Origin of the sequence: Pandoraea apista (assembly GCF_001465595.2) — a bacterium.
GTDB classification, from domain to species: domain Bacteria; phylum Pseudomonadota; class Gammaproteobacteria; order Burkholderiales; family Burkholderiaceae; genus Pandoraea; species Pandoraea apista.
Genome location: NZ_CP013481.2, coordinates 3,990,839 through 4,013,672 on the forward strand (window position 1 = coordinate 3,990,839; position 22,834 = coordinate 4,013,672).

The following is a 22,834-nucleotide window of genomic DNA, read 5'->3' on the forward strand; positions in this document are numbered from 1 at the left end:
CCCTCACACCTCAAGGAGTTCATCATGCTGCAAAAAGTCCGCACCGAGCTGCAACCCGACACGTTGATCCACAACCTCACGACCACGGTGCATGCCGGTGTCGCAGAGCTGAACGCCCCCGCCCGCAAAGTGTGGGACGTGGTCGGTCGCTTTGACGGCTACAACCGTTTCGTCACGGGGCTTGAGTACATTCAGATGACGGGCACGGCGACCGGCCCCCGCTCACTGCGCCATAAGCACTTCACCGGCGGTGATCTGGTTGTCGAGCAACTGAACACGCGCGATGACGCCGCCATGACGATGAGCTGGACACTGATCTACACGACGTTCGACATCGGCAACATGTGGGCATCGATGGAAGTCGTGCCACGTGGCGACAACGCCTGTACCGCCACGTACCGCATCGTCGGCGAGGCACGCTCCGGCAACCCGAAGGATCAGGCGGCGTTCGACACTTTCGCCGTCGGCTTCCTGAAGATGGCCATGGACAATCTGCGCAAAATATTCAACGGCGGCTGATCGCCCGCACGGTGCCCGGTTCGCGCGGCAATTGGGGCATTCGGCAATCAAGTCGTTCGAACCTTGCCCTTGCGGCGCGTGCCGCGGGGGCCCCTTTTTTATTTCGCTTCGTCACGGACCGCACCATGGACAGACACATCCCGCCCGCTGGCCGCTGGCAACTTGCTGCGCGCGCGCGCCACATGAAACCCTCTTCGCTGCGCGAATTGCTCAAGGTGGCCGAACGACCCGACATCATTTCCTTCGCGGGCGGCTTGCCCTCCCCGCATGCGCTACCCGTCGAGCGATTGAGCACGGCGCTCGATCGCATTCTGCACCGTGACGCTGTCGGGGCGCTGCAATACGGCCCGTCCGAAGGCTATACGCCGCTACGCGAAGCCATTGCCGCACGCCTGTCGCGTCAGGGCGCGGCGGTGAGTCCCGCTCAGGTGCTCATCACGACGGGCTCGCAGCAGGCGCTGGACCTCGTCGCACGCGTGCTCATCGATCCCGGCAGCCGCGTGCTGATCGAGACGCCCACCTACCTCGGCGCGGTTCAGGCCTTTGCTCAGTACCAGCCGGTATTTGACGAAGTCCCGACCGACGCCGCCGGCCTTGTCCCCGAGTACATGGATGAAGCCTCGATGCGCGACGCCCGGCTGCTCTACATCCAGCCCAACTTTCAGAATCCCACGGGCCGCACGCTCCCTCTTGAGCGCCGCAAAGCGCTGGCATCCCGGGCAAAACGCCTGGGATTGTTGATGGTGGAAGACGATCCGTACGGCGAGCTGGTCTACAGCGGCGTGACACCGCCCTCGCTGCGCTCGATGGCGCCTGACGACGTCGTTCATCTTGGATCGTTCTCGAAAGTCATTGCGCCCGGCCTGCGCGTAGGCTACCTCGTCGCCCCGGAAGAACTCATGATCAAGCTGTTGCAGGCGAAGCAGGCGAGCGACCTTCACACGACCGGCATCACGCAGCGGCTGGCGCACGCCCTTCTCACAGACGGCGAGTACGACGCCCATCTCGACGCCATCCGGCTGCGCTACCGGGCGCAGTGCGCGCTCATGCTCAAATGCCTGGCCGAATACATGCCCGACGGTGTCTCGTGGACCCGCCCGGCGGGGGGCATGTTCCTCTGGGTTACGCTGCCGCCGCAGATCGACAGCGCCAGCCTGTTCGAAGACGCCCTGGCTTGCGGCGTGGCGTTCATCCCTGGCGCGTCGTTTCACGCGATCTCTCCGAAAGCGAATACGATGCGGCTGACGTTCACGACAGCGACACCGGCGCAGATCGAAACCGGCATCATGCGGCTCGCCAAAACCATCGAGGCGCGTCTGGAGAAGACAGCATCGCGTCTCGTCATGTCGTGACAGATTCCCCGGTTGGCCTGGATGGACGGCATCGATTGACGGGGCACCACGGAGACGCCGCCCGAGGGCGTCACGTCGATGCCGGTCCGGACACGGCATATGCGCATATGCGCGTCGCGTGATCTATGCGCATGCCTGGAGCGTGGCGTCCAAAGGTTCGAAGCGCCCGAGGTGTTGCGCCGTCTCGACAAAGCGCGGCACGCAGGGATTGCTGCTCGTTTTGCTCCATACAAGCGCAACGTCGATATGCGGCGCATGCAGTAGCGGAACGAACAACACGTTTTCCGCGCGCGTACTGCGCATCGAGCTATGCACGAGCGCGACCCCCAGCCGTTGCCCCACCAGATTCACGATCGTCTGTTGAAAATTGGTTTCTAGCCGTACGCGCGGCGTAAAGCCCGCCTGCCGGCAATGATCGGTAATGGTGTTATGGATGAAAGGAGATGCCTCGCGTGGCGAAATGATGAACGGGTCGTCCTTCAGTTCCGCTATGGAGATGGCGGTGCGTGCCGCCAGCCGATGACCGGCAGGCAGGGCTGCGACGAGCGGCTCACGGAAGATGGTTTCGGTGCATAACTCGTCGCTTGCGTCTGACGAATACATGATGCCCACGTCGAGCCGGCCGCAACGCAGTTCGTTTGCGAGATCCGTCGGAATCGTTTCCTTGAGTTTGACCTCGATACGCGGAAATGCCGCAGCAAAATCACGGGTGAGTACGGGGAGCACACTGCATGCCACGGCAAACATGAAACCCGCGCAAAGCACGCCGGTCTCGCCAACTTCCGCGGCGCGGGCATGGGAGCGCGCCTGGTCGAGCGTTGCCAGCACGGAGCGCGCATCGCGATAGAAGCGCTGCCCTGCGGGGGTGAGGCAAACGCTGCGCTGCGTTCGTTGAAAAAGCACCACCCCCAACTCCTCTTCGAGCATGGCGATCTGGCGGGACAACGGTGGCTGCGAGATGTGCAGCAGGTTCGCCGCCCGCCCGAAGTGAAGTGTTTCAGCCAGTACTACGAAATAGCGAAGTTGCCTCAGTTCCATGGAGCCTGCTCCTTCGAAGAACATCGGTTTCTATTCATAGCGAACCCGTATCAGTCGTCACATCATATGGTATTGGATACCTCTCGCGAATCGAACTATGCTTGCTCTTGCTTTATGGAGCACCCCCCACCACGGGAACATCGGCAACAGGCGATATTGCGCCGCCAAACGCAGCGCTCACCCGTTCCTATAAAGTCAATGAGAGACGCTATGTACGCCCACGATCCGCTGGACCGTTCAAACGCAAACTTTCAGTTGTCCTTACGTCCATCCCTCGACCAGCTTTGCGGTCAAGATCCCGTCATGCTGGCGACCCTCTCGCGTGCCCGCATGCTCATCGATCGGCAACTCCCCATCCTGATTCTCGGAGAAACCGGCACTGGCAAGGAGTATCTCTCAAGGGCCTTGCACGACTACAGCGCTCGCAGAAACGCGAGCATGGTTTCGGTCAATTGCAGTTCGATTCCGGAAAATCTTATCGAAAGCGAACTCTTCGGCTATCGGCGCGGCGCCTTCTCCGGTGCCCTGAATTCCGGCATGAAGGGCAAGGTCGAACAGGCCGACGGCGGCACCCTGTTTCTCGACGAAATCGGCGATATGCCGTCAGCACAACAAACGCGTCTGCTGCGAGTGTTGTCCGAACGGGAGGTCACCCCCATCGGGGCGACACATCCGGTCGCCGTCGACCTGCAACTCATTTGTGCGACGCATCAGAATCTTGAAGCTCGTGTGCAGGCCGGATCGTTTCGCGAAGACCTTTACTACAGGATTGCCGTGGGGATCGTCAATCTTCCCCCGCTACGGCTACGACAGGATCGCGCGTGGTTGCTCAACCTCATGTTTATGACGGAGTCGCGCGGCACGACGAACCTGGACTCGCTCGACAGTGAAACGCGCGAGTTGCTGCTCACCTACGCCTGGCCCGGCAACCTGCGTCAAATGCGCGCTGCCGTTCAGTACGCATGCGCCGTCAAGACCGATGACACTATCCGGTTGCGCGATCTGCCAACCAATCTCGTGCACAGTGCAAAGTCGGCCGCGACCGGCAACACAGCCACGCCGGTCAGTGTCCCGGCCACACCGCTCGACTCGCTCTCTCCTATCGCACACGGCGAGCGCGAGATCATCATCCGCGTGCTCTCGTCGCGCCGCTGGAATATCTCGGCCGCCTCGCGCGAGTTGGGCATCTGCCGCACATCGCTCTATCGCAAGCTGCGCGAACTGCATATCCCGCATGTTCGCGACATGGGTAGCGACGTGCTGCTCGGCTCGCAGCGTTGATCGTCAGGCGCGAATCACCAGCGCGGCGGATGCAAACGGGCCTCATCCCTTCTGCATCCGCTGAGTACAATGTCTACGCCCGATCCGCCAGCAACGCCATCATGGCGTTTTCCTTGTAACGGGGACCGGTCGTGGCACCGGCGCTAAAGTGTGCGTCGAGTGCACTCAGAATCGCGAGGTCGACATCCGCATCGGCGGCCGCGAGGTTCTCCTCCAAACGTTCTATACGACGTGTGCCTGGTATCGGCACGATGTCTTCCCCGCGCCAGAGCAACCAGACAAGCGCCAGTTGCGCGGGGGTGACGCCGGCTTTCCCGGCATACTCGGCCAACGTTCTGGCAAGCCGCATATTCGCCTCGAAATTCTCGCCTTGCACACGCGGATCGGATGTCCGACGCGAATCGCCCTCGGGGAAGTCCTCGGCCCGGCGCGCAGTACCTGTAAGAAAGCCGCGCCCGAGCGGCGCGAACGGCACCAGTCCCACGCCGAGTTCGCGCAGGCAAGGCAGGATCGACGCCTCGATGTCGCGGTGCCAAAGCGAGTACTCGCTTTGCAGCACGCTCACGGGATGCACGGCGTGAGCGCGACGGATCGTACGCTCACCGGCTTCGGACAAGCCGAAATAACGCACCTTTCCCGCCTTGACGAGATCGCCGACGGTACCTGCGACGTCTTCGATCGGCACGTCGGGATCGACACGGTGCTGATAAAGAAGATCGATGTAGTCGGTACCCAGCCGCGAGAGGCTGGCGTCGACCACGTTCCGAATATGAGACGGCTGACTGTTCGCACCGGTTACCGTGCCGTTATCGAGACGGAATCCGAACTTCGTCGCAATGATCGCCTTGTCGCGCCGTCCCTTGAGCACGCGCCCGAGCAGACGCTCGTTTTCGAACGGCCCATAGACTTCTGCGGTGTCAAAGAAATTGCATCCCAGCGCCAGCGCCCGTTCCAGCACGCGAACCGACTCCTTGTCGTCGGAAGGCCCGTAGGCATAGCTCATTCCCATACACCCAAGCCCTATAGCAGGTACTTCCAGCCCTTGCGTCCCAAGCCGTCGTGTTGGCAGCATCGTGCAGCTCCTGTGCAATTGAGTATTTTGTTCGGTTACCGAAGCGTCCGTCCGGCACCGCGTTCCTGACGATGCAAGTTTCGAACCATTCTTCAAGGTATTTTTCTATCCCCCGTTCGCCCCGCTTCGCTCCGACCTCCCCGCATCGATACGCCCCGCGTGCCTGCGTGATCTCGCGGTACGAGCGGACCTCAGGTATTGGCGCTTCGGGTGCGCTCAGACGGACAAGCGTCGGTCGAAAATGACGTGCGACATCTGTCCGAGGCTGCGACACCTGTTTCACGCTGCGACAGGTGTGTGCGTCACTCGCTTCACGTTGGAAAACCGACTTCCCTGCGCACTGGCTATTTCGGTTCGTCATGAGACGCATGGCATCCAAATTGCTTGGATCCCGTCGTTCCTATCACCCTGTGCCAGGTCTCTGGTACCCGATTACCGATGACCCACTCCATGACGGCCGGACCGACCGGAACGACGCTTGCGCTTTACGGCGAAACTCACGACGTGCTGGCCCGATTCGGGGGATGGACAGCCTATTTGACAGGGGACGAGCGCAAGCGCGCCGATGCGTTCTCCCGACCGGCCGACCGGGAGGACTATGTGGCGGCGCACATACTGGTTCGGGTCGCCGCCGCGCGTGTCACCGGAAGCCCCGATACGCCGGGGCCCGCAGCGCGTACTTACGGGCTCGTGCAGCGCTGCGAGCGTTGCGGGGGGGCCCATGGACGCCCACGTCTGCCGGCGCATCCCGGGCTGCATGTCAGTTTGAGCCACACCCGCGGCGCCGTGGCAGCGGCGTGTGCCATCGTGCCGATCGGGATCGACATCGAGCATTGGAATGAAGCACTGGATGCGGACGCGGATTTTCCGGGGATGAGTGCGCGAGAGCGACTGCGTCTGGACGCATTTTCGAGCGTAGCGCACACCCATCACGCGCCCTCCCCCCGCGCACTGGCGTGGCTGCGCCTCTGGACACGCAAAGAGAGTCTCGTGAAAGTCGGAGAGACGACGTTGGACGCAATGCCAGAGGTCGACATGTCGAGGCTGCCGATGAGCGAAGTGCCGCTTCGCACGTGGCAGCGCCGCGTTGCGCATGGAAGGTGGGCGATGACGGACTGGCTTGATCCCGGACTACGCGTGACGGGCACCGTTTCCAGCGCGGGCGCTGTGGCGATCGAGCGGGTCGCGCCCTGACGCATCCTCGATTCCTCGTGAGTGCCGAAGCCGATCTCACCGGGGGGGGAGGGGACGGGAACGCAGAGGCTCGATTGGCCCCAAACCCTTCTGCGCAAGTTTTACGACCGCTGATGCCCACTCGCCACCTCGGCAATCCGAATGAGCGCCAATGCGTAATCGCTTCGATTATCTTGAAGCCCGAAACATTATTCCGTCCAGAAAAACAATTCTGCTCCCCACCAAAACCCAGGCATTTCTTTAGAGGGATTGCAGGGATAGGATGCGGCGTTCGCAAAAAATATCGCCCGCAAGGGCAGACCACACCAGATGACCCACGAACGTCGCCACTTCAAACTGAAAGCACTACCCTTGGCCATTGCCGCGGCCCTGTCCGCAATGGCCTCTTTAGCCAACGCTACGCCGGCGCCCTGTTCCGTAACGTCTGCAACGAACGCCACGGTATCCTGGAGCTCGGGAGATTGTCAGGTAAGCGCCCCCGTTCAGACTGAGGACGCAGCGATTTACGTCTCGGGAACGGTCGGCACACTCACCAACAGCAGCACCATCATCGGAAACAACGCGATCAATATCGAGGCCGGCGCAAACGTTGCTGCGGTGGTCAATAACCCGGGCGGACTCATCTCGAACCAGTACATGTACGAGGTCGTTGTGAATAATGGCACGATCGCCACGTTCACCAACTCGGCCGGCGCAACCATTACCGGTTACACGGCGATTGACAACCGCAGCAACGCGTCAATCGTCACGCTGAACAACAGCGGGGAACTCTCTGGTCAAAACGGGATTGTCAACGCCGGCACTATCACCTCGTTGAACAACCTCGCTGATGGAAAGCTGTCCAACTACACCGGGGTTACGAACGCCGTCGGTGGCACGATCGGTTCACTGAGCAATGCAGGCACGATTACAGGCAACTTCACGGGGATTGCCAACAGTGGCCTGATCCAGCGCCTGAACAACGATGGTTACCTCTCCGCTCGCGAATATGTGATCGACAATCAGGGCACGATCGGCACGCTGAACAACACCGGGAAGATCACCGTCGGCATTGACAACCGGGGGGGCGAAACGTCTATCGCCCTGAATAACACCGGCTCGATCAGCTCGATTGTGAACACCGGCACCCTCAACTCGTCCATGGAGGCGGTGATCAACGCCGGGCGAATCGACTCGCTGACCAACAACGGCCTCATCAGCGGCGGCACCTTCGCCATTCAGAATGCGCAAAACGCCGTGTTGGGCACTATCGTCAACTCGGGCACCATCGCCGGCGATATCAACTCTGTTTCGGGTAAGCCTCTGAGGTTCTCGGGCGGGCAAGGTTCGACCTTCGGTGTTCTGACGGGCCTCAACGGAGCAACCGGCACGCTGATGAACGCCGGCGCAGACGTTGTGTTCTTGGACGGCAATCAACTGCTTGACGACAACGTCGTCGTCGGCGCCAGCAAAGTTGCCAACGTCTCGGGCAACCTGCAAATCAATCGAGTCATCTCGATCTTCGGCAATTACGCTCAATATGCGGAGGCAACGCTACTGATAGGCGTAGGCAGCGGCGCCGTAGCCAATGGCACCATGGAAAGCGACACCGGTTACGGCCGTCTGGTGGTGTCGGGCTCCGCCAACATCGCGCCGGGCTCAGCCGTGGCGTTGAAGAATACCGCTGCCTACGCGTTTGCCCCCGGTCAGCGTTTCGTAGTCATCGACGCGGCCACCGCCGGGACGAACTACAACGAAGGTCAGCTCAAGTATTCGATGGTCGGTGTCAAGGGCACTGTCACCGGCGCCGCCGTCGCCAATGGCGATCGCAGCGATCTGGTGCTGACCGTGACGAGCGTGGACGCGGACACCACACCGACCACACCGACGACGCCTACCGTGCCGACAACGCCCCCGGCGCCGAAGATTCAGGCAACGACGCCGAACGCCTACGCTTCCCTAAGCGGACTGTCACGTTACACCGGCATCAGCGATCCCGGCCTGTTGAACCTCTTTAATGCGGCAACGGCGCTCCAGCTTGGCGGCGCCGCGGCGTCGAACCGTGCCGGTGCGCAGTTGAGCCCGTCGGCGCCGGGCGCGAGCAGCCAGGCCGTATCGGCCCCGACCCTTAGCGTCTTGAACATCATCGCCGGGCGCAGCGACAGTCTGCGGCTCGCGCAGGCCGACGCCAAGAGCGGGGTATCGACGGGCGAAGCCGGGCCAAAGTGGGCCACGTGGGGACAAGCGTTCGGTGGCCATGCGAGCCAGAGCGAACGTGATTCGGTGGACGGCTACAGCGCCAACTTCGGTGGCTTCCTGATCGGTGTCGACCGGGCGATCAACGATGCCTGGCGTGCCGGCGGCGTGTTCAGCTACACCAACACCACCATCAACAGCACCGGCAACACCGACGGCAACCGAACCCGCGTGAACGCCTTCGGTCTGATGGGCTACGCCAGCTACATTGCCGATACGTGGTACGGCAATCTGTCGGCTGGCGTGGTGCAACAGCGCTACGACACCAACCGTTCGATCAACTTCACCGGCTTCTCGGGCAACACCAACGCGCAGTTCAACGGTACCCAGTACGTTGCCCGCGCCGAGGCCGGATACCCGCTGGCCCTGCCCTTCGCCACGGTGACGCCCGTGGCCGCGCTGACCTACAGTTACCTGCATCAGGCCAGCTATACGGAGTCGGGGGGCAACGGTGCCGCGTTGGCGGTCAACGCCGCCAATACAACGTCGGTCACGAGCGACCTCGGGGTGAAGATATCGCGTGAGTTCGCCACGTCCTACGGCAAGGTGGTGCCGGAGTTGCAAGTGGGCTGGCGTCACCAATACGACAACAGCCGCAGCGCAACGAATGCCCGCTTCGTGGCGGATCCGTCCGGCGCCACCGCATTCACGTCGCTGGGTGCACAACCGGCATCGGATCTGGCGTTGGTCACGGCAGGCGTGACGCTGCTGCGCGCGAACAACCTGAGCGTGACCGCGCGCTATGAACTGCAAGTCGGTGGCGGCCTCGTCGCTCAGGCTGGCACGTTGCGGTTGCGCCAGTTGTTCTGACCGACAGCGCATCGGCGTCTGAGGAAGACGCCTGCCGCATCCGGCACACAGGGCGGAGATAGCGATGTCTTCGCCCTGGACGTCCAATCCCCGCCCGCGTCAAGGCTTTGGCACGAAGCCTCAACCGCGCGGCAACACCTTCAGGCGTTGGCCTCGAAGTACTCGATCACGTTAAGACTCGCGTTATTCAAGTGCTCCCGGGCAGCGTTCTGGGCGTCCTCGGGCTTACCGGCAACGATGGCCTCGACAATGCGCTCGTGCTCGTTGTCTGAGGTCACCACGCGCCTTTTCTGATAGAACAACTTCGCCCGGAACGGCGAGAGCCTCACCCGGAAGCTACGTGCCAACTCCGCCAGCGATACATTGCGCGCGCCGTCAAACAGCAGTTCGTGAAACTTGTCGTTGATCTGCGCGTACAGCACGGCGTCGCCGGCCTCGGCCGCCTCGTGTGCTTGCTTCGCAACCATCTCCAGACGCAACCGCTCCGAGCGGGTCATTCGCTCGGCGGCGAAGCGCGCGCATAGCCCCTCGATTTCAGCCGCCGTCTCGAACATGTCGCGAAGCCGGGCGACGTCCACGCTGAGCACTGTCGCACCGCGTCGCGGCACGATCTCGACCAACCCGGCAATGGCCAGCTCGCGCAGCGCATCGCGCACGGGGGTAGCGGAAATGCCAAACCGATCTGCGATGACCTGAATCTCCAGTTTGTCGCCACTTGGCACGCGCCCGCTGATGATGTCCTCGGTCAGCCCTCGCACGACCTTCTGCGACAAGGTGGTTTCTTCCCGGGTGTCATTCATGGTCATCTCCCGCGGAATAGGGGGTTAGCGTGATGTACATGTCGTGTAGAAGCGATAAGCGTCGTCGAATACCGGCGTTCCGGGTTTCGAGAATGAGTCCAAGACTGAATAATGATGCAGTGCGGCCCAGCTTGCCAAGCACACCGGCAAGCCCAGCGCCACGCGCCGGTCATGCATGGTACGCGATTGCCCCTGGAGCGCCGGCAATTCGCTCCCTCCCACCCCCAGCATCACCGGCCCCGGCGATGACGTTGCCCACAGCGCCGGACTCGCCGCTTCGGCCGATTCCTGCGTCAACGCCAACACGTCGTTCAGCGATGTCCCGGTCAGCGGCCTCAGATCGTACAGCCCCGACAAGGCAATGACGGCGTCTGCCTGTGCGCCCGCACTCATCGCCAGATGCCCGCCGGCCGACCAACCCGACACCACAACCTTGTTCACCGTGCCGACATAAGGTGCGAGCGCGGTGCGCAGCCCCGTCAATGCCTTGCCGACGCCCGCCATCATCGTCGCCAGATTCGCCCCCGGGGCCAGCGGATAGCCCAGATTCACAACATGCACGCCGCGCGCTCGCCACGCTGGCGCGATAAATGCGAAGACTTCCCGCGAATACCACTGCCAATAGCCTCCGTGGATAAAGACCAGCACATCGCCGTTCGGTGCCTCGCCCGGCATCAGATCGAACGCCTCGCGCTCGCCGTCGCCATAACGAATGCCACGCACTACCGCCGGGTCGTCGTACGCCAACGCGCTGCGCGCATGCCAATCGTCGAAATAAGCGTCGCAATCGGCCACTGAACCCCGATTGTCATAAGGATGTGCCGGCTTCGTCATTGAGTCCTCTCCAGCGCTCACGCGCTCGCCTGAATGGTTTCCAACACTTCGCGCAACTTCGCCCGCCTGGCTTGAGGCAGCCCTTCGATGGGCCCGCGCGCGGGGCCTGCGTCGCGGCCGACCAGCGCCATCGCCTCTTTGATCACCACCGGAAACGAGCCCAACGCCCACGCAGCGCGTAGCGGGGCGAGCTGATCGTGCACTGCACGCGCCTCTTCCCACCGCCCCGCCCGTGCAAGTTCGTAGAGTTTTAACACCCGTTCCGGAAACACGTTCGCCGCCGGCGAAATCGCGCCTGAACCGCCGTGCAGCAACATTGAAAGAAATAACGTATCACGTCCGCAGAAGCCAAGCGTCGACTTGCCGCCCACCCGCATGTACTCGGCAAACTGGGTCAGGTCGCCACTCGAATCCTTGATACCGACAATGTTCTCGACCTCCATACACCGTTTGAACAACCCGACCGGTACATCGACCGCCGTTCGCGGCGGGTTGTTGTAGATCATCACCGGCAGCCGTGTCGCCTGCGCAACGGCGCGATAGTGGCCGAAAAGCTCGTCGTCGTTTGGTTGCACGAAGTACGGCGTGATGACCAACGCCAGATCGGCGCCGATCGACTCGGCCGCCTGCGTCAGGGCAATCGATTGACGGGTCGACGGTGCGCCAGTCCCTGCGTAGACCGGGACTCGCCCATTCACTGTCTGAACGGCAATCTCGATGAGGCGCACGTGCTCATCGAAACTCAAGAAGTAGAACTCGCCCTGGCTCCCTGCCACCGAAATACCATGGACGCCCGCCTCGAGATAACCTTCGATCAACTCGCGTGTACGGGCTTCATCGAAATTGCCGCTCGCATCGAACGGCGTAACCATGGCGGGGATCACCCCGTGAAAATGTCGAGTCATGAAATTGTCCCTATCCATTGAAGTCGAAGTCGCTTACAGAGCGCGCCACCAGATCTTTCGTCCGGCAAGATCGATCAGGGCATAAAGCCCCCCCGATATCACGGTGATGGTCACAATCACGGAGAACATGAGGTCGGTCTTTGCCGACGCATTTGCCAGCAGAATCAAACTCCCGAGTCCGTTTTCCGAACCAACGAACTCGCCAACGATGGCCCCGATCACCGCCAGCGGCATCGCCATCTTGCAACCGTCGACAAAGCTCGGCAGTGCGCTCGGCACGCGCAGCTTCCAGAAGGTGCGCAAGGCGGATGCGTTCATCGCCCGGAAGTGCTCGACCAGATGCGACGGCGTGCCCGCCAGCCCGCCCAACGTCGAGATCACAATGGGGAAGAAGGCGAACAGGAACGCCATGAGGATCTTCGACGTTGCCCCATATCCGCACCACACGATGAGCAACGGCGCGAGCGCCACTTTCGGAATGCCCTGGATCGCCACGATCATCGGCATCACGGTGCGCCGCAGGCCGTCGAAGAAAAACACCAGCAGACTGATGAGCACTCCGCCGAGCACTGCGGCGACGAAGCCCGCGACCACCTGCCACGTCGTAATGAAGGCGTGATGCGCGAGCGCCGCCCGGTTCTCCCAGAACGCACTCGCAACAGCACTGCCCGATGGCAGGAGATATGGCTTGATATGAAATAGCGCCACCCCCATTTCCCAAACGATCGCCAGCAACACGAACCCGATAGCGGCATCAAAACGACGCAATGACTTGCGCATGGCCTCCCCCTTAATTGTTGTGATTGTCGTCGCCATCGCCTGTGCGCGGCCCCCACGCAGGAGGCGGCACAAGGAAACGCTGGAAATGCCATTGATCAAAGGCGTCGAGGTTGTTCTCCCACGTACGCGGCACATGAGGCGTTGCCGCGTTCATCTGAATCATGTCGCAATAGAATTCGACATAGTTGCCATCGGGATCTTTGAACACCAGGAAGACGTTCTCGCCCGGACCGTGCTTGCCGATTCCACGCACGATCTCGACACCCTTCGCCTTCAGAAACGCGGCGGCGCGTTCGATTTCGTCAAGATTGGCCAGTTGATAAGCGAAATGCTCCAGGCCCGGCCGCCGGGTGTCGGGCCCGTCGTCGAACTTCGGGGAGTCGGCCGGCAGCTGCGCGAGCGCCAGATCATGATGTTCCTCGCCGCAGCGAAGAAAGACCATCTGGTCACCAATACGGTCCGACACCTCCAGGCCGACAATGTCGACGTAAAAGCGAGCGGACGCCTTTAGATCGCGCACCATCATGACCAAATGGCCGAGGCGGCGGGGACGAGGGCGTGTCATTGCGATATCTCCATTGCGTGTGTGTCTCGAAAACCAGCGGTCGACGCTCGGCCCCCGGCCTCAGAATGCATGCTGCATACCCGTGACAACGGCCATCTGCCGATTCGTGGACGACGGCCCGCCAATGCCCTGGAGCACGGCCACCGCGCCATTACCCGACGCCATCTGGTACAGCACGTTCACGTATAGCGACGTGCGTTTTGAGAGCGAATAGACATCTGCGACGCTGAACTGCGTCCACCGCTGGCCGTTGAACCGCGAGTACGCAACGCCAGCGTTGACGGCATTCGTGAGCGTCCACTGGAAGTTCGCCCCCAAATCGTAGTTCGTCATCGTCTGCGCATTGCCGCCTGCGGCGATGCGTGTGGCGGTGATCAACGCATGCAGCAACCAGCGCTCGATCCGGTACGACATGCCCACGCCGTAATTGCGCACGTTATCCGTTGGAAACGTCGCACCGTTCGCGAGACTGACGCCTTGATAGGCAGGCAGCCCGAGGCCCCCACCCAGATTCAACGCGCGGTTGTTCTCGCTCTCGTAAGTCGCGCCGATTTTGAGCGGGCCGTTTGCGTAATCCAGCGCGAACGCATAATTGCGCCCCTGCGCAAACGCACCGGCCTGATTCGAAAACCCGTACATCGCCCCCGCCGTCAGGCCGCCAATGCTGGGTGTGCGGTACTTGACCGAGTTGTCGTACTGGAAGGTGTTGGCCAACTCGTCGAAGTTGCCCGGGTGCATGGCGTAGAAGCTGCCCAGGTTGAAGCCCGTGGAGAACGGCGCGAGGATGTCGAAGTTGAAGGTCGTCTGATGCCCAAACGTCAACGTACCTGCACGCGCCGACGCGAGCCCCACAAACGCCTGGCGGTTGAACATCACGCCCGGGCGGATCATGTTGCCGTTCAATACGGAAAACCCGCCCTGCAAGTTGAAGATTGCGCGATTCCCCTCGCCCAGGTCCTCGCTGCCGCGAATCCCCCAGAAGTTGGGCACCAGGTTGCCTTCCTGTGCCGCGAACAGCGCGTTACCTCTCACATTGTTGACGTACATCACGCCGGCATCGATGTTGCCGTATAGCGTGACGTTACTCTGGGCAAAAGCGGTCCCGCTGCACAGCGCCAGAAGCGCCAGAAGCGCCGTAGCCGATCGAATGCGGTTCATGAATGTGTCTCTCTGTATTGATCTATTGTTGTCCGGGGCACGCGATGCCGACGCTCTGCCGTGCAGCGTCAGGCAACACCCATGATTTCGCCAAGCTCGGTCACCAGCCGCCCGTATTCGGGGAGTCGACGCGTGACCTTCGGATCGCGCGGGCGCGGCAGGTTGACGCGAATGTCTTGCACGACTCGCCCCGGGCGGGGCGACATCACCAACACCCGGTCTGCCATAAACACGGCTTCGTCAATGCTGTGCGTTACAAGCAGCACGCTTTGCCGGTTCGTCTGACATAGCCGCAGCAGCTCGACATTCAGGCGGTCACGCGTCAGGGCGTCGAGTGCGCCGAAGGGTTCGTCGAGCAGCAGCAGATCCGGCTGCGTGATCAGTGCCTGTCCCAACGCCACCCGCTGCCGCATGCCGCCCGACAACTCGTGCGGATAGCGGTTTGCAAAGTCGTCGAGACCAAGCACTTGCAACATGCCGGGCACCCGCTCGTTGATCACATTGCGTGGCATGCCGCGTGTCTGCGCGCACAGGCAGAGATTCTCGACCACGTTCAACCACGGCAACAGGTTGTAGGTCTGAAACACGATCCCGACATGCGGGGACGGCGCTTTGACTTCGTCGCCGAACACCCTCACCACCCCTGACGGATCGCAGGGATACAGCCCGCCGATCAGTCGCAGCAATGTGCTCTTGCCACAGCCGCTGGGGCCCAGCACCGCAACAAACTCGCCGCGCGGCACCTCCAGCGAGAGCGGATCGAGCGCACGCACGCCGGCCCCCTCAAACGTCTTTGCGACCTCATGCAGCGAAATGGCGAGCGCCGCGGGCACATCGCCGGGCACTGCCGCACGCGGGCGCGTGCCATCGGCTGCGGGCGAACTCATCACCTTCATCGTCAACACATCGCGCTCCTTGCGAGGAATGAGCGAAGCGAGCGTCATTTGCGCGCGCCAACCCAGCCGTTATGAGAGATGTCGAACACATTGCCGAGGGGATCGCGGAATTTCTTTTCGTAGTACAGCGATGTCTTGTCTATCGGCAGATCCATGAAAAATTCGCCGCCATTCTGTGTGATGGCGTCCGATTGCGCGTCGAGGTCGTCGCACCAGAAACCAATGTGATGAAAGCCGACAAAGTCCTTGCCTTTGTCCAGCCCCGCCGATTCGTCGTTCTTGTAGTTCAACAGCGCGAGGCACACTGTGCCGTCCGTGAGATAGACGCCGCTCGCCAGCGGTGAATCGGTCTGTCCTGCAATCGTCATGCCGAACGTTTCGCAATAGAATTTCGCAGTCTCGGCCGGATTCGGCACGGCGAGGGCAATGTGGCGCAGCTTGGCCATGGTTGTGCTCCTGTCTGTCGTTCGTGGTTCTTGGTAGTTCTTTGGGAAAGCGGCCTTCGCGAGGGCCGCAGTGCTTTAGCCGAGGCAAACGCTCCGGCACGAATTCACCAGGCGACTCAGTCGAAGAATGCGTCTGTGTAGATGTCCTCGCTCTTGACCTTGCCGCCGAGCCTGAAGGCGCTGTCGATAAAGGCCGCCGTCTTGTTCATGCGGTCTGGCGACATCCAGCCGAGCGACTTCTTCGACGCGGTCTTGTCGACGATCAGATCGGCCGTCTCCGACACCTGCTGGGTGAGTACGTCGCGATCGAGCATTGGGTACTGCTTCGCGATGATGTCGACCGTCTCTTTCTGGTGTGCCACCAGATAGTCGTAACCCTTATAGGTCGCTTGCACGAACTTGCGAACCATCTCGGGGTCTTTCCTGATCAGTTCGTCGGAGGTGACGATGCCGTTGCCGTAGATGTCCAGTCCGTAGTCGGCATACTCGATGGCGCGAAGGGTGAGCTTCGCCTGACGCGCATCTTTCTGGATCACCGCGCGGTTCGAGCCGCGCCAGCATTCGGCAAGATCGATCCGGCCCTGAATGAGAGACAGATCTACCACCGAGGGGTCCATTTGCACGAGACGGAGATAGTCGCGCGGCAACTTGTTCTTTTCGAGCCACGCCGGTGCAATGTTCTGCACCGGCGACCCCGCACCTCCACCGAGGCGCTTGCCCGCCAGATCCTTCAGCGATGTGGCTTTGGTGTTCTCTTCCACGTAGCAAAGGCCGGCCGGCCATCGCGTATTGATCGCGCCCACCATGCGTGTCTGGCCGCCGTTGGCCCGGTTGAGCGATACGCTCACCGGATCTCCATAGCCAAACTGAAATGCACCGCGATCCACCTCGTTGACGGTCCGATTGCCGCCGTAGCCGCGCACTGCCGTGACATCGAGACCCACGTCGCGGTAGAAGCCCTTATCGATCGCCACCAGCACGCCCGCCGTACTCCCTTGCGGAACCCACGCCAGATTGAACGTCACGGCCTGTCCCGCCTGCGCGGCTCCGGCGCAGAACGCAACGCCCGCAACCCACGCGGCCCAATACTGAATTCGCTTGCCCCACTTCATGGTGTCTCCTGTGAGAATGCCTCTTGCCGTGCACACGAGGTTGCGGAGGTACGATCTGCGGGGCTAAGCAGCTGCCACCGGGTTGCGCAACGTGCCGATGCCCGCGATGTGCGCTTCCATGACATCGCCCGGCTTGAGATAGATGCCGCGCCCCATGCCCACGCCAGTTGGTGTGCCGGTAGCGATCACGTCGCCCGGCTGCAACGTGAGAATCGTCGACAGGTAAGCGATCTGCTCGCGTACGTTGAAGATCATCTCGGCGGTCGAGCCGTTCTGCATCACGTCGTCGTTCACCTTCAGACGCATGTGAACGTCTTGCGGATCGGGAATCTGGTTGGCCGGCACGATCCACGGACCGATCGGCGCGAACGTGTCAAAGCATTTGCCGCGGAACCAGTCGAACTTGAAGGGGAAATCGGTGCGCATATTCAGATCGCGTGCCGACACGTCGTTCACGACCGTATAGCCCGCCACACAATCGAGCGCTCGCTCGACGCTGATGTTGCGCGTCGTCTGGCCAATCACCGCACCCAGCTCGATCTCCCAGTCGACCTGTTGGGACGCCGCGGGCATACGCACCACGTCGTTCTGGCCGATCACCGACGTATTCGGCTTCAAAAATACATAAGGTTGGCTGTCAGCTTTGGCGGCCAGCACCGTCCCCATTTCATTCGCGTGCTCGACGAAATTCGACGCCGCACAGAACACCCGTTGCGGGCGCACGGGCGGCAGGATGTCGTTCGCCCCGATCGTCAGCGGACGCATCTCCCCACGCTTCGCCTCTGCCTTCGCCGCGAATCGATCCAATTCGAGCGAAACATCCGGCCATTGGGCAATCAGGCCGTCGACCGGCAGCGTCGCCCAGGCGGGCAACGCCCCGTCGAAGACGAGACGTGCCGCGTTGGCCAGATCGAAAAGTTGTTCGCCACTAAGCACAAGCGCCGCGCGCTCCGTCGTGCCGTTCCGGTAATTTGCCAATGCGTACCACACCATTTTTTCTTTCCTCGCGATGTTGTTCGGACCGCCGTGCGCGATCGAATCCCAAGGTTCGATGTCTCACGCCGCACGGTTAAATGCATGCTAGATTCATCACATATATGTGTAAACGATTTTATGCATTTGTAGGGTAAGCACCGATTTGTGCTGCGAAGCGGAAAAATGTTGGGGAATTACGTGCGGATGACGGATAAAGCGAGCGGGTATGCCGCCACTCGTCATGGCGCAATGCGGAAAACGGGGAGGGAGATGGAGGGCGACGGCCGTAGCGAGCGGCTGTACCTACTCGCAAAACTCGGCGGCGAATGCCGTCCAGTTCAAGCCAGCCGGCGTGGGCAGCCGGTGGTCAGCATGACGTTGCAGAGACATCTGCGCCAAATCGCTGGACGGATGTGCTCCGCGATGGCATCAAACGATCCACGGAACGCCTTTCCAGCCGTGGCGCGCCATCGGGACATTGCTTAAGAAAGCACGCTGACGGTCAAACTGCCCGCGCGCATGGCACTTTGCGTCGTGCAGGTACTTGTTAGGTGGACGCGTGCGAAGGGGACACTGCAAAGGAAAACCGGTGCCACACATGCCGATGACGTGTGGCACCTTGAACCGCGCGTAATGTCGCGCGAGCCGATTGGACATCAAACGGTTTAAGCGCTGCGCAGCGCCGGATGCGCACCCCTTCCGAGCACCACGTTGGCGATCACGGCGACAACGATATTTACTGCCAGGGCGATGAGGCCGGTGTACAGAGATATCTTGTCCCCTCCGAACGCGAACGTGTGTACTGGCTTGATTCCGTCTGCGAATGCCAGCCAACTCCCGTACACGATACCGACCGCCCAGCCGCACAACAGCGCACGCGCCCCAAACCAGCTAACGAACAAGCCGAACACGAGCGCCGGGAACGTCTGCAAGATCCAGACACCACCGAGCAACTGCAAATCCAATGCGAATTGCGTCGGAAGGAACAGGATGAACACCAGCGCACCGAGTTTCACCACCAGTGACACGATCTTGGCGACCTTCGCCTCACCCGCATTCGAGATGCCCGGGTTGACGTAAGGTTTCCAGAAGTTGCGCGTGAACAGATTGGAGGCGCCGATCGACATCACGGCGGCAGGCACGAGCGCACCGATCGCAATCGCCGCGAATGCGAAGCCTGCAAACCAGCTCGGGAACAGGCCGTTGAACAACGCCGGTACGACATCGTTGTTGGTCTGCACTTTCACGCCAGCGGCGTAGGCCATGAAACCCAGCAAGGCGATCAGGCCGAGCAGCACAGTGTAGGCCGGCAGGAACACGGCGTTCTTGCGAATCGTGTTGGCATTCTTCGCCGCAAACACCCCTGTCAACGTATGCGGATACATGAACGCCGCCAGCGCCGAACCGATCGCGAGTGTTGCGAATGGCAGGAATTGCGCCGGCTTCAGCGTCAGCCCCGTCGCCCCGCCCTTCTTGGCGAACACGTCGCGCGCCGTATCGAACACTACGCCGTACCCGCCCAGCTTGGCCGGCACGACGATCACCGCCACCAGAACGACGATGTAAATCATCAGATCCTTGACGAACGCGATCAGCGCCGGCGCACGCAACCCCGCAGAGTAGGTGTACAGCGCGAGAATGACGAACGCGGCCAGCAGCGGAAACTCGCCCGTCAGACCCAGCGCCTTGATCACGACTTCCATACCGATCAGTTGCAGGGCGATGTAGGGCATGGTGGCCACCACCCCCGTGAGCGCAATGGCGAACTCAAGCGGACGCGATTGATACCGGCCATAGACAACGTCGGCGGCAGTGACATGCCCTGCCTTGTGCGCCGCATGCCACAGCTTCGGCATGATCAGGAAAACAATCGGATAGACGAGAATCGTGTACGGCAGCGCAAAGAACCCATAGGCGCCAACGGCATAGACCAGGGCAGGCACGGCAATCACCGTATAAGCGGTGTAGAAGTCTCCGCCAACGAGGAACCACGTAATCCAGGTACCGAAATTGCGACCGCCCAGTCCCCACTCGTCGAGGTGGGCGCCCTTGGGCGATGTGCCTGCCATCCATCGAGACGCCCAGAAACCCATGACGGTCACAAGGGCAAAGAAGAATACGAAAACCGCCAGTGCGGTCCAGTTGATGCCGGAGGCGTTCATCACTCTTCCCCTTTCTTCAGTCCGTTGCGGAACACGATCCAGATCAGCAACGACGTCAGTGGCACCCAGGCGAATTGATACCAGTAGAAGAACGGAAAGCCCCAGAGCGATGGCAATTCCCGGTTATAGAACGGAACCCACAATAAGCCGATGAACGGCAGCAATAGCAATAACCGCATTTGCGTGTCTCTCCTCGCGTTTTGGTTGGATTGATGCGTATTGACTTGCCACTGTTTCTCACTCTAGCCCATCGACACAGGTTTTGCCGGGCTGGCCTGAAAGCCCCGAACGGCGGCCGTCGCGAGGATTTTTGGGGTGTTGTGCGTGTTGAAACGACGCAGCGCATTGCTGGGGAATAAGCGTGGGCTCGCGCCCGACGTCATCGCTCAATGCGAGGCCAATCTTTCGAGCAGCATCGACACAAATGTCTGGGTAATGGGCGGCAATGTCCGCCCTCGCTTTTTGATCAAGGCAATGGGGCGCAAGAAGGCGTCGTGATCAATGGGACGAATCAGCAAGTCCGGTTCCGCCCTGACCTCTCGGGCGGACGCCGGCAGGATTGTCACGCCAAGCCCCGCCCTGACCATGGCAACGGCCGTCATCATGTAGGTCGGCTCACACGCAATCTCCGGCATGTAGCCACTGCGCGCAAACGCGCCGTCGACGACCGCCCGGACACTCGTATTCTTCGCGGTCAGCACGAGCGGCACACTGGCAAGCTCCGCGAGCCCGAGGTGCTTGCGTCGCGCAAGCCTGTGGCGCGCGGGCAGCACCGCCACGAGATGATCGCCGCCCGAATACAGGACATCGAACTCGGGGTCGGTCACGTCGCCCCCCGTCAGTCCGATATCGACCTCCTCAGTGCGCACCAGCGAGTCGACCACGCCGGCTACGGCGTCGCGCACGTGGAAGCCCGCACGCGGCACCCGTGCCTTGACTCGCTGAATCAGCTCCGGCAATTCGCTCGCGGCAAACGTCGGCAGGCACGCAATACGCACGACACCGCTCGATCCGTCGCCCAACGCCCGCGCATCGATCAGCACATGCTCCATGTCGTGCAGCGACTTCTGCAACAACGGCAAGAGCGCACGCCCCGCCGGAGTCAGCGCCACATTTCGGCTATTGCGGTCGAACAACCGCACACCGACCGTCTCCTCCAGCCGGCGAATCTGCACAGTCAACGCCGGTTGCGACAGATGCAGTTGTCCCGCCGCGCGCGTAAAACTGCCGCTCTGCGCTACCGCGAGAAACGCCCGAATGTCTCGTAGATTCAAATCCATTATGTTTTGTGATTACTGCGATCAAATCATTTCAATTGATTTATCAATCTCCTGAAATTACGCTCGAACGCACTAAAAAACAATATTGGAGACAAGCACATGCTGCCATTACTGGGGCTGGCCACTATCGTCGTACTGCTCGGCGCGATTCTGTCAAAACGCATGTCGCCACTGGTGGCGCTCATCATCGTGCCGATCGCCGCGTCGTTGATCGGCGGGTTTGGCCTTCAAACCAGCAAATTCGTCATCGACGGGCTCAAGAGTCTCGCGCCGGTGGTCGGTATGTTCGTCTTCGCGATCCTCTACTTCGGCACCATTACCGACGCCGGCACGCTCGACCCGATCATCGATCGCATTCTGAAGGCCGTCGGCACGCGCCCGACACGTATCGTCGTAGGTACGACGCTGCTGGCGCTCCTCATTCACCTCGACGGCTCCGGCGCCGTTTGCTTCCTCGTGACGATTCCCGCCATGCTGCCGCTCTACGACCGCCTCGGCATGGACCGGCGCGTGCTCGCCGCCGCTGTGTCGATGGCCGCCGGCATCAACTTCCTGCCGTGGACCGGCCCGATGATCCGCGCATCGGCGTCGCTGCACCTGCCTGTGTCGAGTCTTTTCAATCCGCTGATTCCGGTACAGGCCGTAGGACTGGTCTTCGTGTTCGGCATGGCTTACTGGCTGGGTCGTCGCGAAGAGAAGCGTCTGGGCTTCACCGCCGCCAGCGGGGCGATTCCGATGCCGAAACGTGAGTTGTCGCCGGAAGAACAGGCACTGCGCCGCCCGAAGCTCTTCTGGTTCAACATTGTGCTCACGCTGATCGTGCTCGGCACCATGGTCGTCATGGGCGAGAAGATTCCGCCCGCGATCATGTTCATGGTCGGCTTGTGCGTGGCGTTGATGGTGAATTATCCGAACGTCGACATGCAGCGCAAACGCATCGATGCGCATGCCCGCGCAGCGCTGATGATGGCAGGCATTCTGCTCGCCGCCGGCGTGTTCACCGGGGTGATGCAAGGCAGCGGCATGCTCAAGGCGATGGCCCAAGCCGCCGTAGGCTTCGTGCCGCAAGGCATGGCGAGCCACATTCCGGTCGCCCTCGGCATGGTCTCGATGCCGCTCAGCATGCTCTTCGACCCCGACTCATTCTATTTCGGCGTGCTGCCGGTCATCGCTGAAGTGGCTGGCCAACTGGGTGTGCCGGCGGTACAGGTTGGTCAGGCCGCGTTGCTGGGCCAAATGACAACGGGTTTCCCGGTCAGCCCGCTCACGCCCGCCACATTCCTCGTGGTCGGTCTGTGCCGGATCGATCTGGCGGATCACCAGAAATTCACGTTTCCGTTGCTCTTCGGCGCCTCGATCGTCATGACGATCGCCGCCGTCGCGCTCGGCGTGTTCCCTTTTTAAGCCCCACCGAACGGAC

At 61.4% G+C, this 22,834-nt stretch carries 21 protein-coding genes; 6 read left to right on the plus strand and 15 right to left on the minus strand.

Annotated features, from left to right (window positions below; translation table 11 throughout):
• Positions 1–24: 24 nt before the first annotated feature.
• Together AT395_RS17995 and AT395_RS18000 are read left to right on the plus strand one after the other, a co-directional pair.
• Positions 25–519 carry an SRPBCC family protein gene (locus AT395_RS17995; RefSeq protein WP_048629890.1) on the plus strand — a complete coding sequence of 165 codons (495 nt, stop codon included), beginning with the start codon at positions 25–27 and terminating at the stop codon, positions 517–519.
• A 125-nt stretch (positions 520–644) separates the two neighbouring features.
• A complete protein-coding gene (locus tag AT395_RS18000; RefSeq protein WP_048629891.1) occupies positions 645–1,871 on the plus strand; it encodes an aminotransferase-like domain-containing protein in 1,227 nt (408 codons plus the stop codon).
• Positions 1,872–1,994: 123 nt separating this feature from the next.
• Here AT395_RS18000 and AT395_RS18005 read toward each other — a convergent pair whose 3' ends face one another.
• Entirely contained in the window at positions 1,995–2,909 is a 915-nt protein-coding gene (locus AT395_RS18005; RefSeq protein ID WP_042118876.1) for a LysR family transcriptional regulator, read from the minus strand.
• A 303-nt stretch (positions 2,910–3,212) separates the two neighbouring features.
• Between AT395_RS18005 and AT395_RS18010 the strand changes: the two genes are divergently transcribed.
• Positions 3,213–4,190, plus strand: coding sequence for a sigma-54-dependent Fis family transcriptional regulator (locus AT395_RS18010; protein WP_335645771.1), 978 nt, complete (start codon positions 3,213–3,215; stop codon positions 4,188–4,190).
• Positions 4,191–4,263: 73 nt separating this feature from the next.
• Here the strand turns inward: AT395_RS18010 and AT395_RS18015 are convergent, their stop codons facing one another.
• The gene (locus AT395_RS18015; RefSeq protein ID WP_048629893.1) at positions 4,264–5,262 is read right to left on the minus strand and encodes an aldo/keto reductase; all 999 of its coding nucleotides are present in this window, start codon (positions 5,260–5,262) and stop codon (positions 4,264–4,266) included.
• 438 nt (positions 5,263–5,700) lie between these two features.
• Here AT395_RS18015 and AT395_RS18020 point away from each other — a divergent pair, with 438 nt between their 5' ends.
• Both AT395_RS18020 and AT395_RS18025 read left to right on the plus strand, forming a co-directional pair.
• A complete protein-coding gene (locus AT395_RS18020; protein ID WP_052765683.1) occupies positions 5,701–6,456 on the plus strand; it encodes a 4'-phosphopantetheinyl transferase family protein in 756 nt (251 codons plus the stop codon).
• Positions 6,457–6,765: 309 nt separating this feature from the next.
• Positions 6,766–9,501 (plus strand): autotransporter outer membrane beta-barrel domain-containing protein, encoded by a 2,736-nt coding sequence (locus AT395_RS18025; RefSeq protein ID WP_072632870.1) that lies wholly within the window; start codon positions 6,766–6,768, stop codon positions 9,499–9,501.
• 140 nt (positions 9,502–9,641) lie between these two features.
• Here the strand turns inward: AT395_RS18025 and AT395_RS18030 are convergent, their stop codons facing one another.
• The 13 genes from AT395_RS18030 to AT395_RS18095 form a co-directional block, all read right to left on the minus strand.
• Positions 9,642–10,301, minus strand: coding sequence for a GntR family transcriptional regulator (locus AT395_RS18030; protein WP_048629895.1), 660 nt, complete (start codon positions 10,299–10,301; stop codon positions 9,642–9,644).
• A gap of 24 nt (positions 10,302–10,325) precedes the next feature.
• Positions 10,326–11,135: an alpha/beta hydrolase gene (locus AT395_RS18035; protein WP_048629896.1), complete on the minus strand. Its 810-nt coding sequence runs from the start codon at positions 11,133–11,135 to the stop codon at positions 10,326–10,328.
• A gap of 17 nt (positions 11,136–11,152) precedes the next feature.
• Complete coding sequence (gene dapA, locus AT395_RS18040) at positions 11,153–12,040, minus strand: 4-hydroxy-tetrahydrodipicolinate synthase (protein WP_048629897.1); 888 nt, start codon at positions 12,038–12,040, stop codon at positions 11,153–11,155.
• Between the two features lie 33 nt (positions 12,041–12,073).
• Positions 12,074–12,820, minus strand: coding sequence for an ABC transporter permease (locus AT395_RS18045; RefSeq protein ID WP_042116888.1), 747 nt, complete (start codon positions 12,818–12,820; stop codon positions 12,074–12,076).
• 10 nt (positions 12,821–12,830) lie between these two features.
• Positions 12,831–13,385 (minus strand): VOC family protein, encoded by a 555-nt coding sequence (locus AT395_RS18050; RefSeq protein ID WP_048629898.1) that lies wholly within the window; start codon positions 13,383–13,385, stop codon positions 12,831–12,833.
• 60 nt (positions 13,386–13,445) lie between these two features.
• Positions 13,446–14,543, minus strand: a complete 1,098-nt coding sequence (locus tag AT395_RS18055) for a porin (protein ID WP_048629899.1) — start codon at positions 14,541–14,543, stop codon at positions 13,446–13,448.
• A gap of 68 nt (positions 14,544–14,611) precedes the next feature.
• Entirely contained in the window at positions 14,612–15,487 is an 876-nt protein-coding gene (locus AT395_RS18060; RefSeq protein WP_082117961.1) for an ABC transporter ATP-binding protein, read from the minus strand.
• A complete protein-coding gene (locus tag AT395_RS18065) occupies positions 15,484–15,885 on the minus strand; it encodes a VOC family protein (RefSeq protein ID WP_042116895.1) in 402 nt (133 codons plus the stop codon). The genes AT395_RS18060 and AT395_RS18065 overlap by 4 nt, the downstream gene beginning before the upstream one ends.
• Positions 15,886–16,001: 116 nt before the next feature.
• On the minus strand, positions 16,002–16,997 hold the full coding sequence (locus tag AT395_RS18070; protein WP_042116897.1) for an ABC transporter substrate-binding protein: 996 nt from the start codon (positions 16,995–16,997) through the stop codon (positions 16,002–16,004).
• Between the two features lie 63 nt (positions 16,998–17,060).
• Positions 17,061–17,990, minus strand: a complete 930-nt coding sequence (locus tag AT395_RS18075; RefSeq protein WP_042116898.1) for a fumarylacetoacetate hydrolase family protein — start codon at positions 17,988–17,990, stop codon at positions 17,061–17,063.
• Positions 17,991–18,637: 647 nt separating this feature from the next.
• Positions 18,638–20,134, minus strand: a complete 1,497-nt coding sequence (gene mctP, locus AT395_RS18085; protein WP_042116901.1) for a monocarboxylate uptake permease MctP — start codon at positions 20,132–20,134, stop codon at positions 18,638–18,640.
• Positions 20,134–20,313 carry a DUF3311 domain-containing protein gene (locus AT395_RS18090; RefSeq protein ID WP_039365210.1) on the minus strand — a complete coding sequence of 60 codons (180 nt, stop codon included), beginning with the start codon at positions 20,311–20,313 and terminating at the stop codon, positions 20,134–20,136. Before AT395_RS18090 ends, mctP begins: the two co-directional genes overlap by 1 nt.
• Positions 20,314–20,520: 207 nt before the next feature.
• Positions 20,521–21,414, minus strand: coding sequence for a LysR family transcriptional regulator (locus AT395_RS18095; RefSeq protein ID WP_048629900.1), 894 nt, complete (start codon positions 21,412–21,414; stop codon positions 20,521–20,523).
• 99 nt (positions 21,415–21,513) lie between these two features.
• Between AT395_RS18095 and AT395_RS18100 the strand changes: the two genes are divergently transcribed.
• Positions 21,514–22,818 (plus strand): CitMHS family transporter, encoded by a 1,305-nt coding sequence (locus AT395_RS18100; RefSeq protein ID WP_042116904.1) that lies wholly within the window; start codon positions 21,514–21,516, stop codon positions 22,816–22,818.
• Positions 22,819–22,834 lie beyond the last annotated feature (16 nt).

What these genes read in the sequence shown, in the direction of transcription:
- AT395_RS17995 (WP_048629890.1), top strand. Translation starts at nt 25, where the DNA reads ATGCTGCAAAAAGTCCGCACCGAGCTGCAACCCGACACGTTGATCCAC.
- AT395_RS18000 (WP_048629891.1), top strand. Translation starts at nt 645, where the DNA reads ATGGACAGACACATCCCGCCCGCTGGCCGCTGGCAACTTGCTGCGCGC.
- AT395_RS18005 (WP_042118876.1), bottom strand. Translation starts at nt 2,909, where the DNA reads ATGGAACTGAGGCAACTTCGCTATTTCGTAGTACTGGCTGAAACACTT.
- AT395_RS18010 (WP_335645771.1), top strand. Translation starts at nt 3,213, where the DNA reads ATGCTGGCGACCCTCTCGCGTGCCCGCATGCTCATCGATCGGCAACTC.
- AT395_RS18015 (WP_048629893.1), bottom strand. Translation starts at nt 5,262, where the DNA reads ATGCTGCCAACACGACGGCTTGGGACGCAAGGGCTGGAAGTACCTGCT.
- AT395_RS18020 (WP_052765683.1), top strand. Translation starts at nt 5,701, where the DNA reads ATGACCCACTCCATGACGGCCGGACCGACCGGAACGACGCTTGCGCTT.
- AT395_RS18025 (WP_072632870.1), top strand. Translation starts at nt 6,766, where the DNA reads ATGACCCACGAACGTCGCCACTTCAAACTGAAAGCACTACCCTTGGCC.
- AT395_RS18030 (WP_048629895.1), bottom strand. Translation starts at nt 10,301, where the DNA reads ATGAATGACACCCGGGAAGAAACCACCTTGTCGCAGAAGGTCGTGCGA.
- AT395_RS18035 (WP_048629896.1), bottom strand. Translation starts at nt 11,135, where the DNA reads ATGACGAAGCCGGCACATCCTTATGACAATCGGGGTTCAGTGGCCGAT.
- dapA (WP_048629897.1), bottom strand. Translation starts at nt 12,040, where the DNA reads ATGACTCGACATTTTCACGGGGTGATCCCCGCCATGGTTACGCCGTTC.
- AT395_RS18045 (WP_042116888.1), bottom strand. Translation starts at nt 12,820, where the DNA reads ATGCGCAAGTCATTGCGTCGTTTTGATGCCGCTATCGGGTTCGTGTTG.
- AT395_RS18050 (WP_048629898.1), bottom strand. Translation starts at nt 13,385, where the DNA reads ATGACACGCCCTCGTCCCCGCCGCCTCGGCCATTTGGTCATGATGGTG.
- AT395_RS18055 (WP_048629899.1), bottom strand. Translation starts at nt 14,543, where the DNA reads ATGAACCGCATTCGATCGGCTACGGCGCTTCTGGCGCTTCTGGCGCTG.
- AT395_RS18060 (WP_082117961.1), bottom strand. Translation starts at nt 15,487, where the DNA reads ATGACGCTCGCTTCGCTCATTCCTCGCAAGGAGCGCGATGTGTTGACG.
- AT395_RS18065 (WP_042116895.1), bottom strand. Translation starts at nt 15,885, where the DNA reads ATGGCCAAGCTGCGCCACATTGCCCTCGCCGTGCCGAATCCGGCCGAG.
- AT395_RS18070 (WP_042116897.1), bottom strand. Translation starts at nt 16,997, where the DNA reads ATGAAGTGGGGCAAGCGAATTCAGTATTGGGCCGCGTGGGTTGCGGGC.
- AT395_RS18075 (WP_042116898.1), bottom strand. Translation starts at nt 17,990, where the DNA reads ATGGTGTGGTACGCATTGGCAAATTACCGGAACGGCACGACGGAGCGC.
- mctP (WP_042116901.1), bottom strand. Translation starts at nt 20,134, where the DNA reads ATGAACGCCTCCGGCATCAACTGGACCGCACTGGCGGTTTTCGTATTC.
- AT395_RS18090 (WP_039365210.1), bottom strand. Translation starts at nt 20,313, where the DNA reads ATGCGGTTATTGCTATTGCTGCCGTTCATCGGCTTATTGTGGGTTCCG.
- AT395_RS18095 (WP_048629900.1), bottom strand. Translation starts at nt 21,414, where the DNA reads ATGGATTTGAATCTACGAGACATTCGGGCGTTTCTCGCGGTAGCGCAG.
- AT395_RS18100 (WP_042116904.1), top strand. Translation starts at nt 21,514, where the DNA reads ATGCTGCCATTACTGGGGCTGGCCACTATCGTCGTACTGCTCGGCGCG.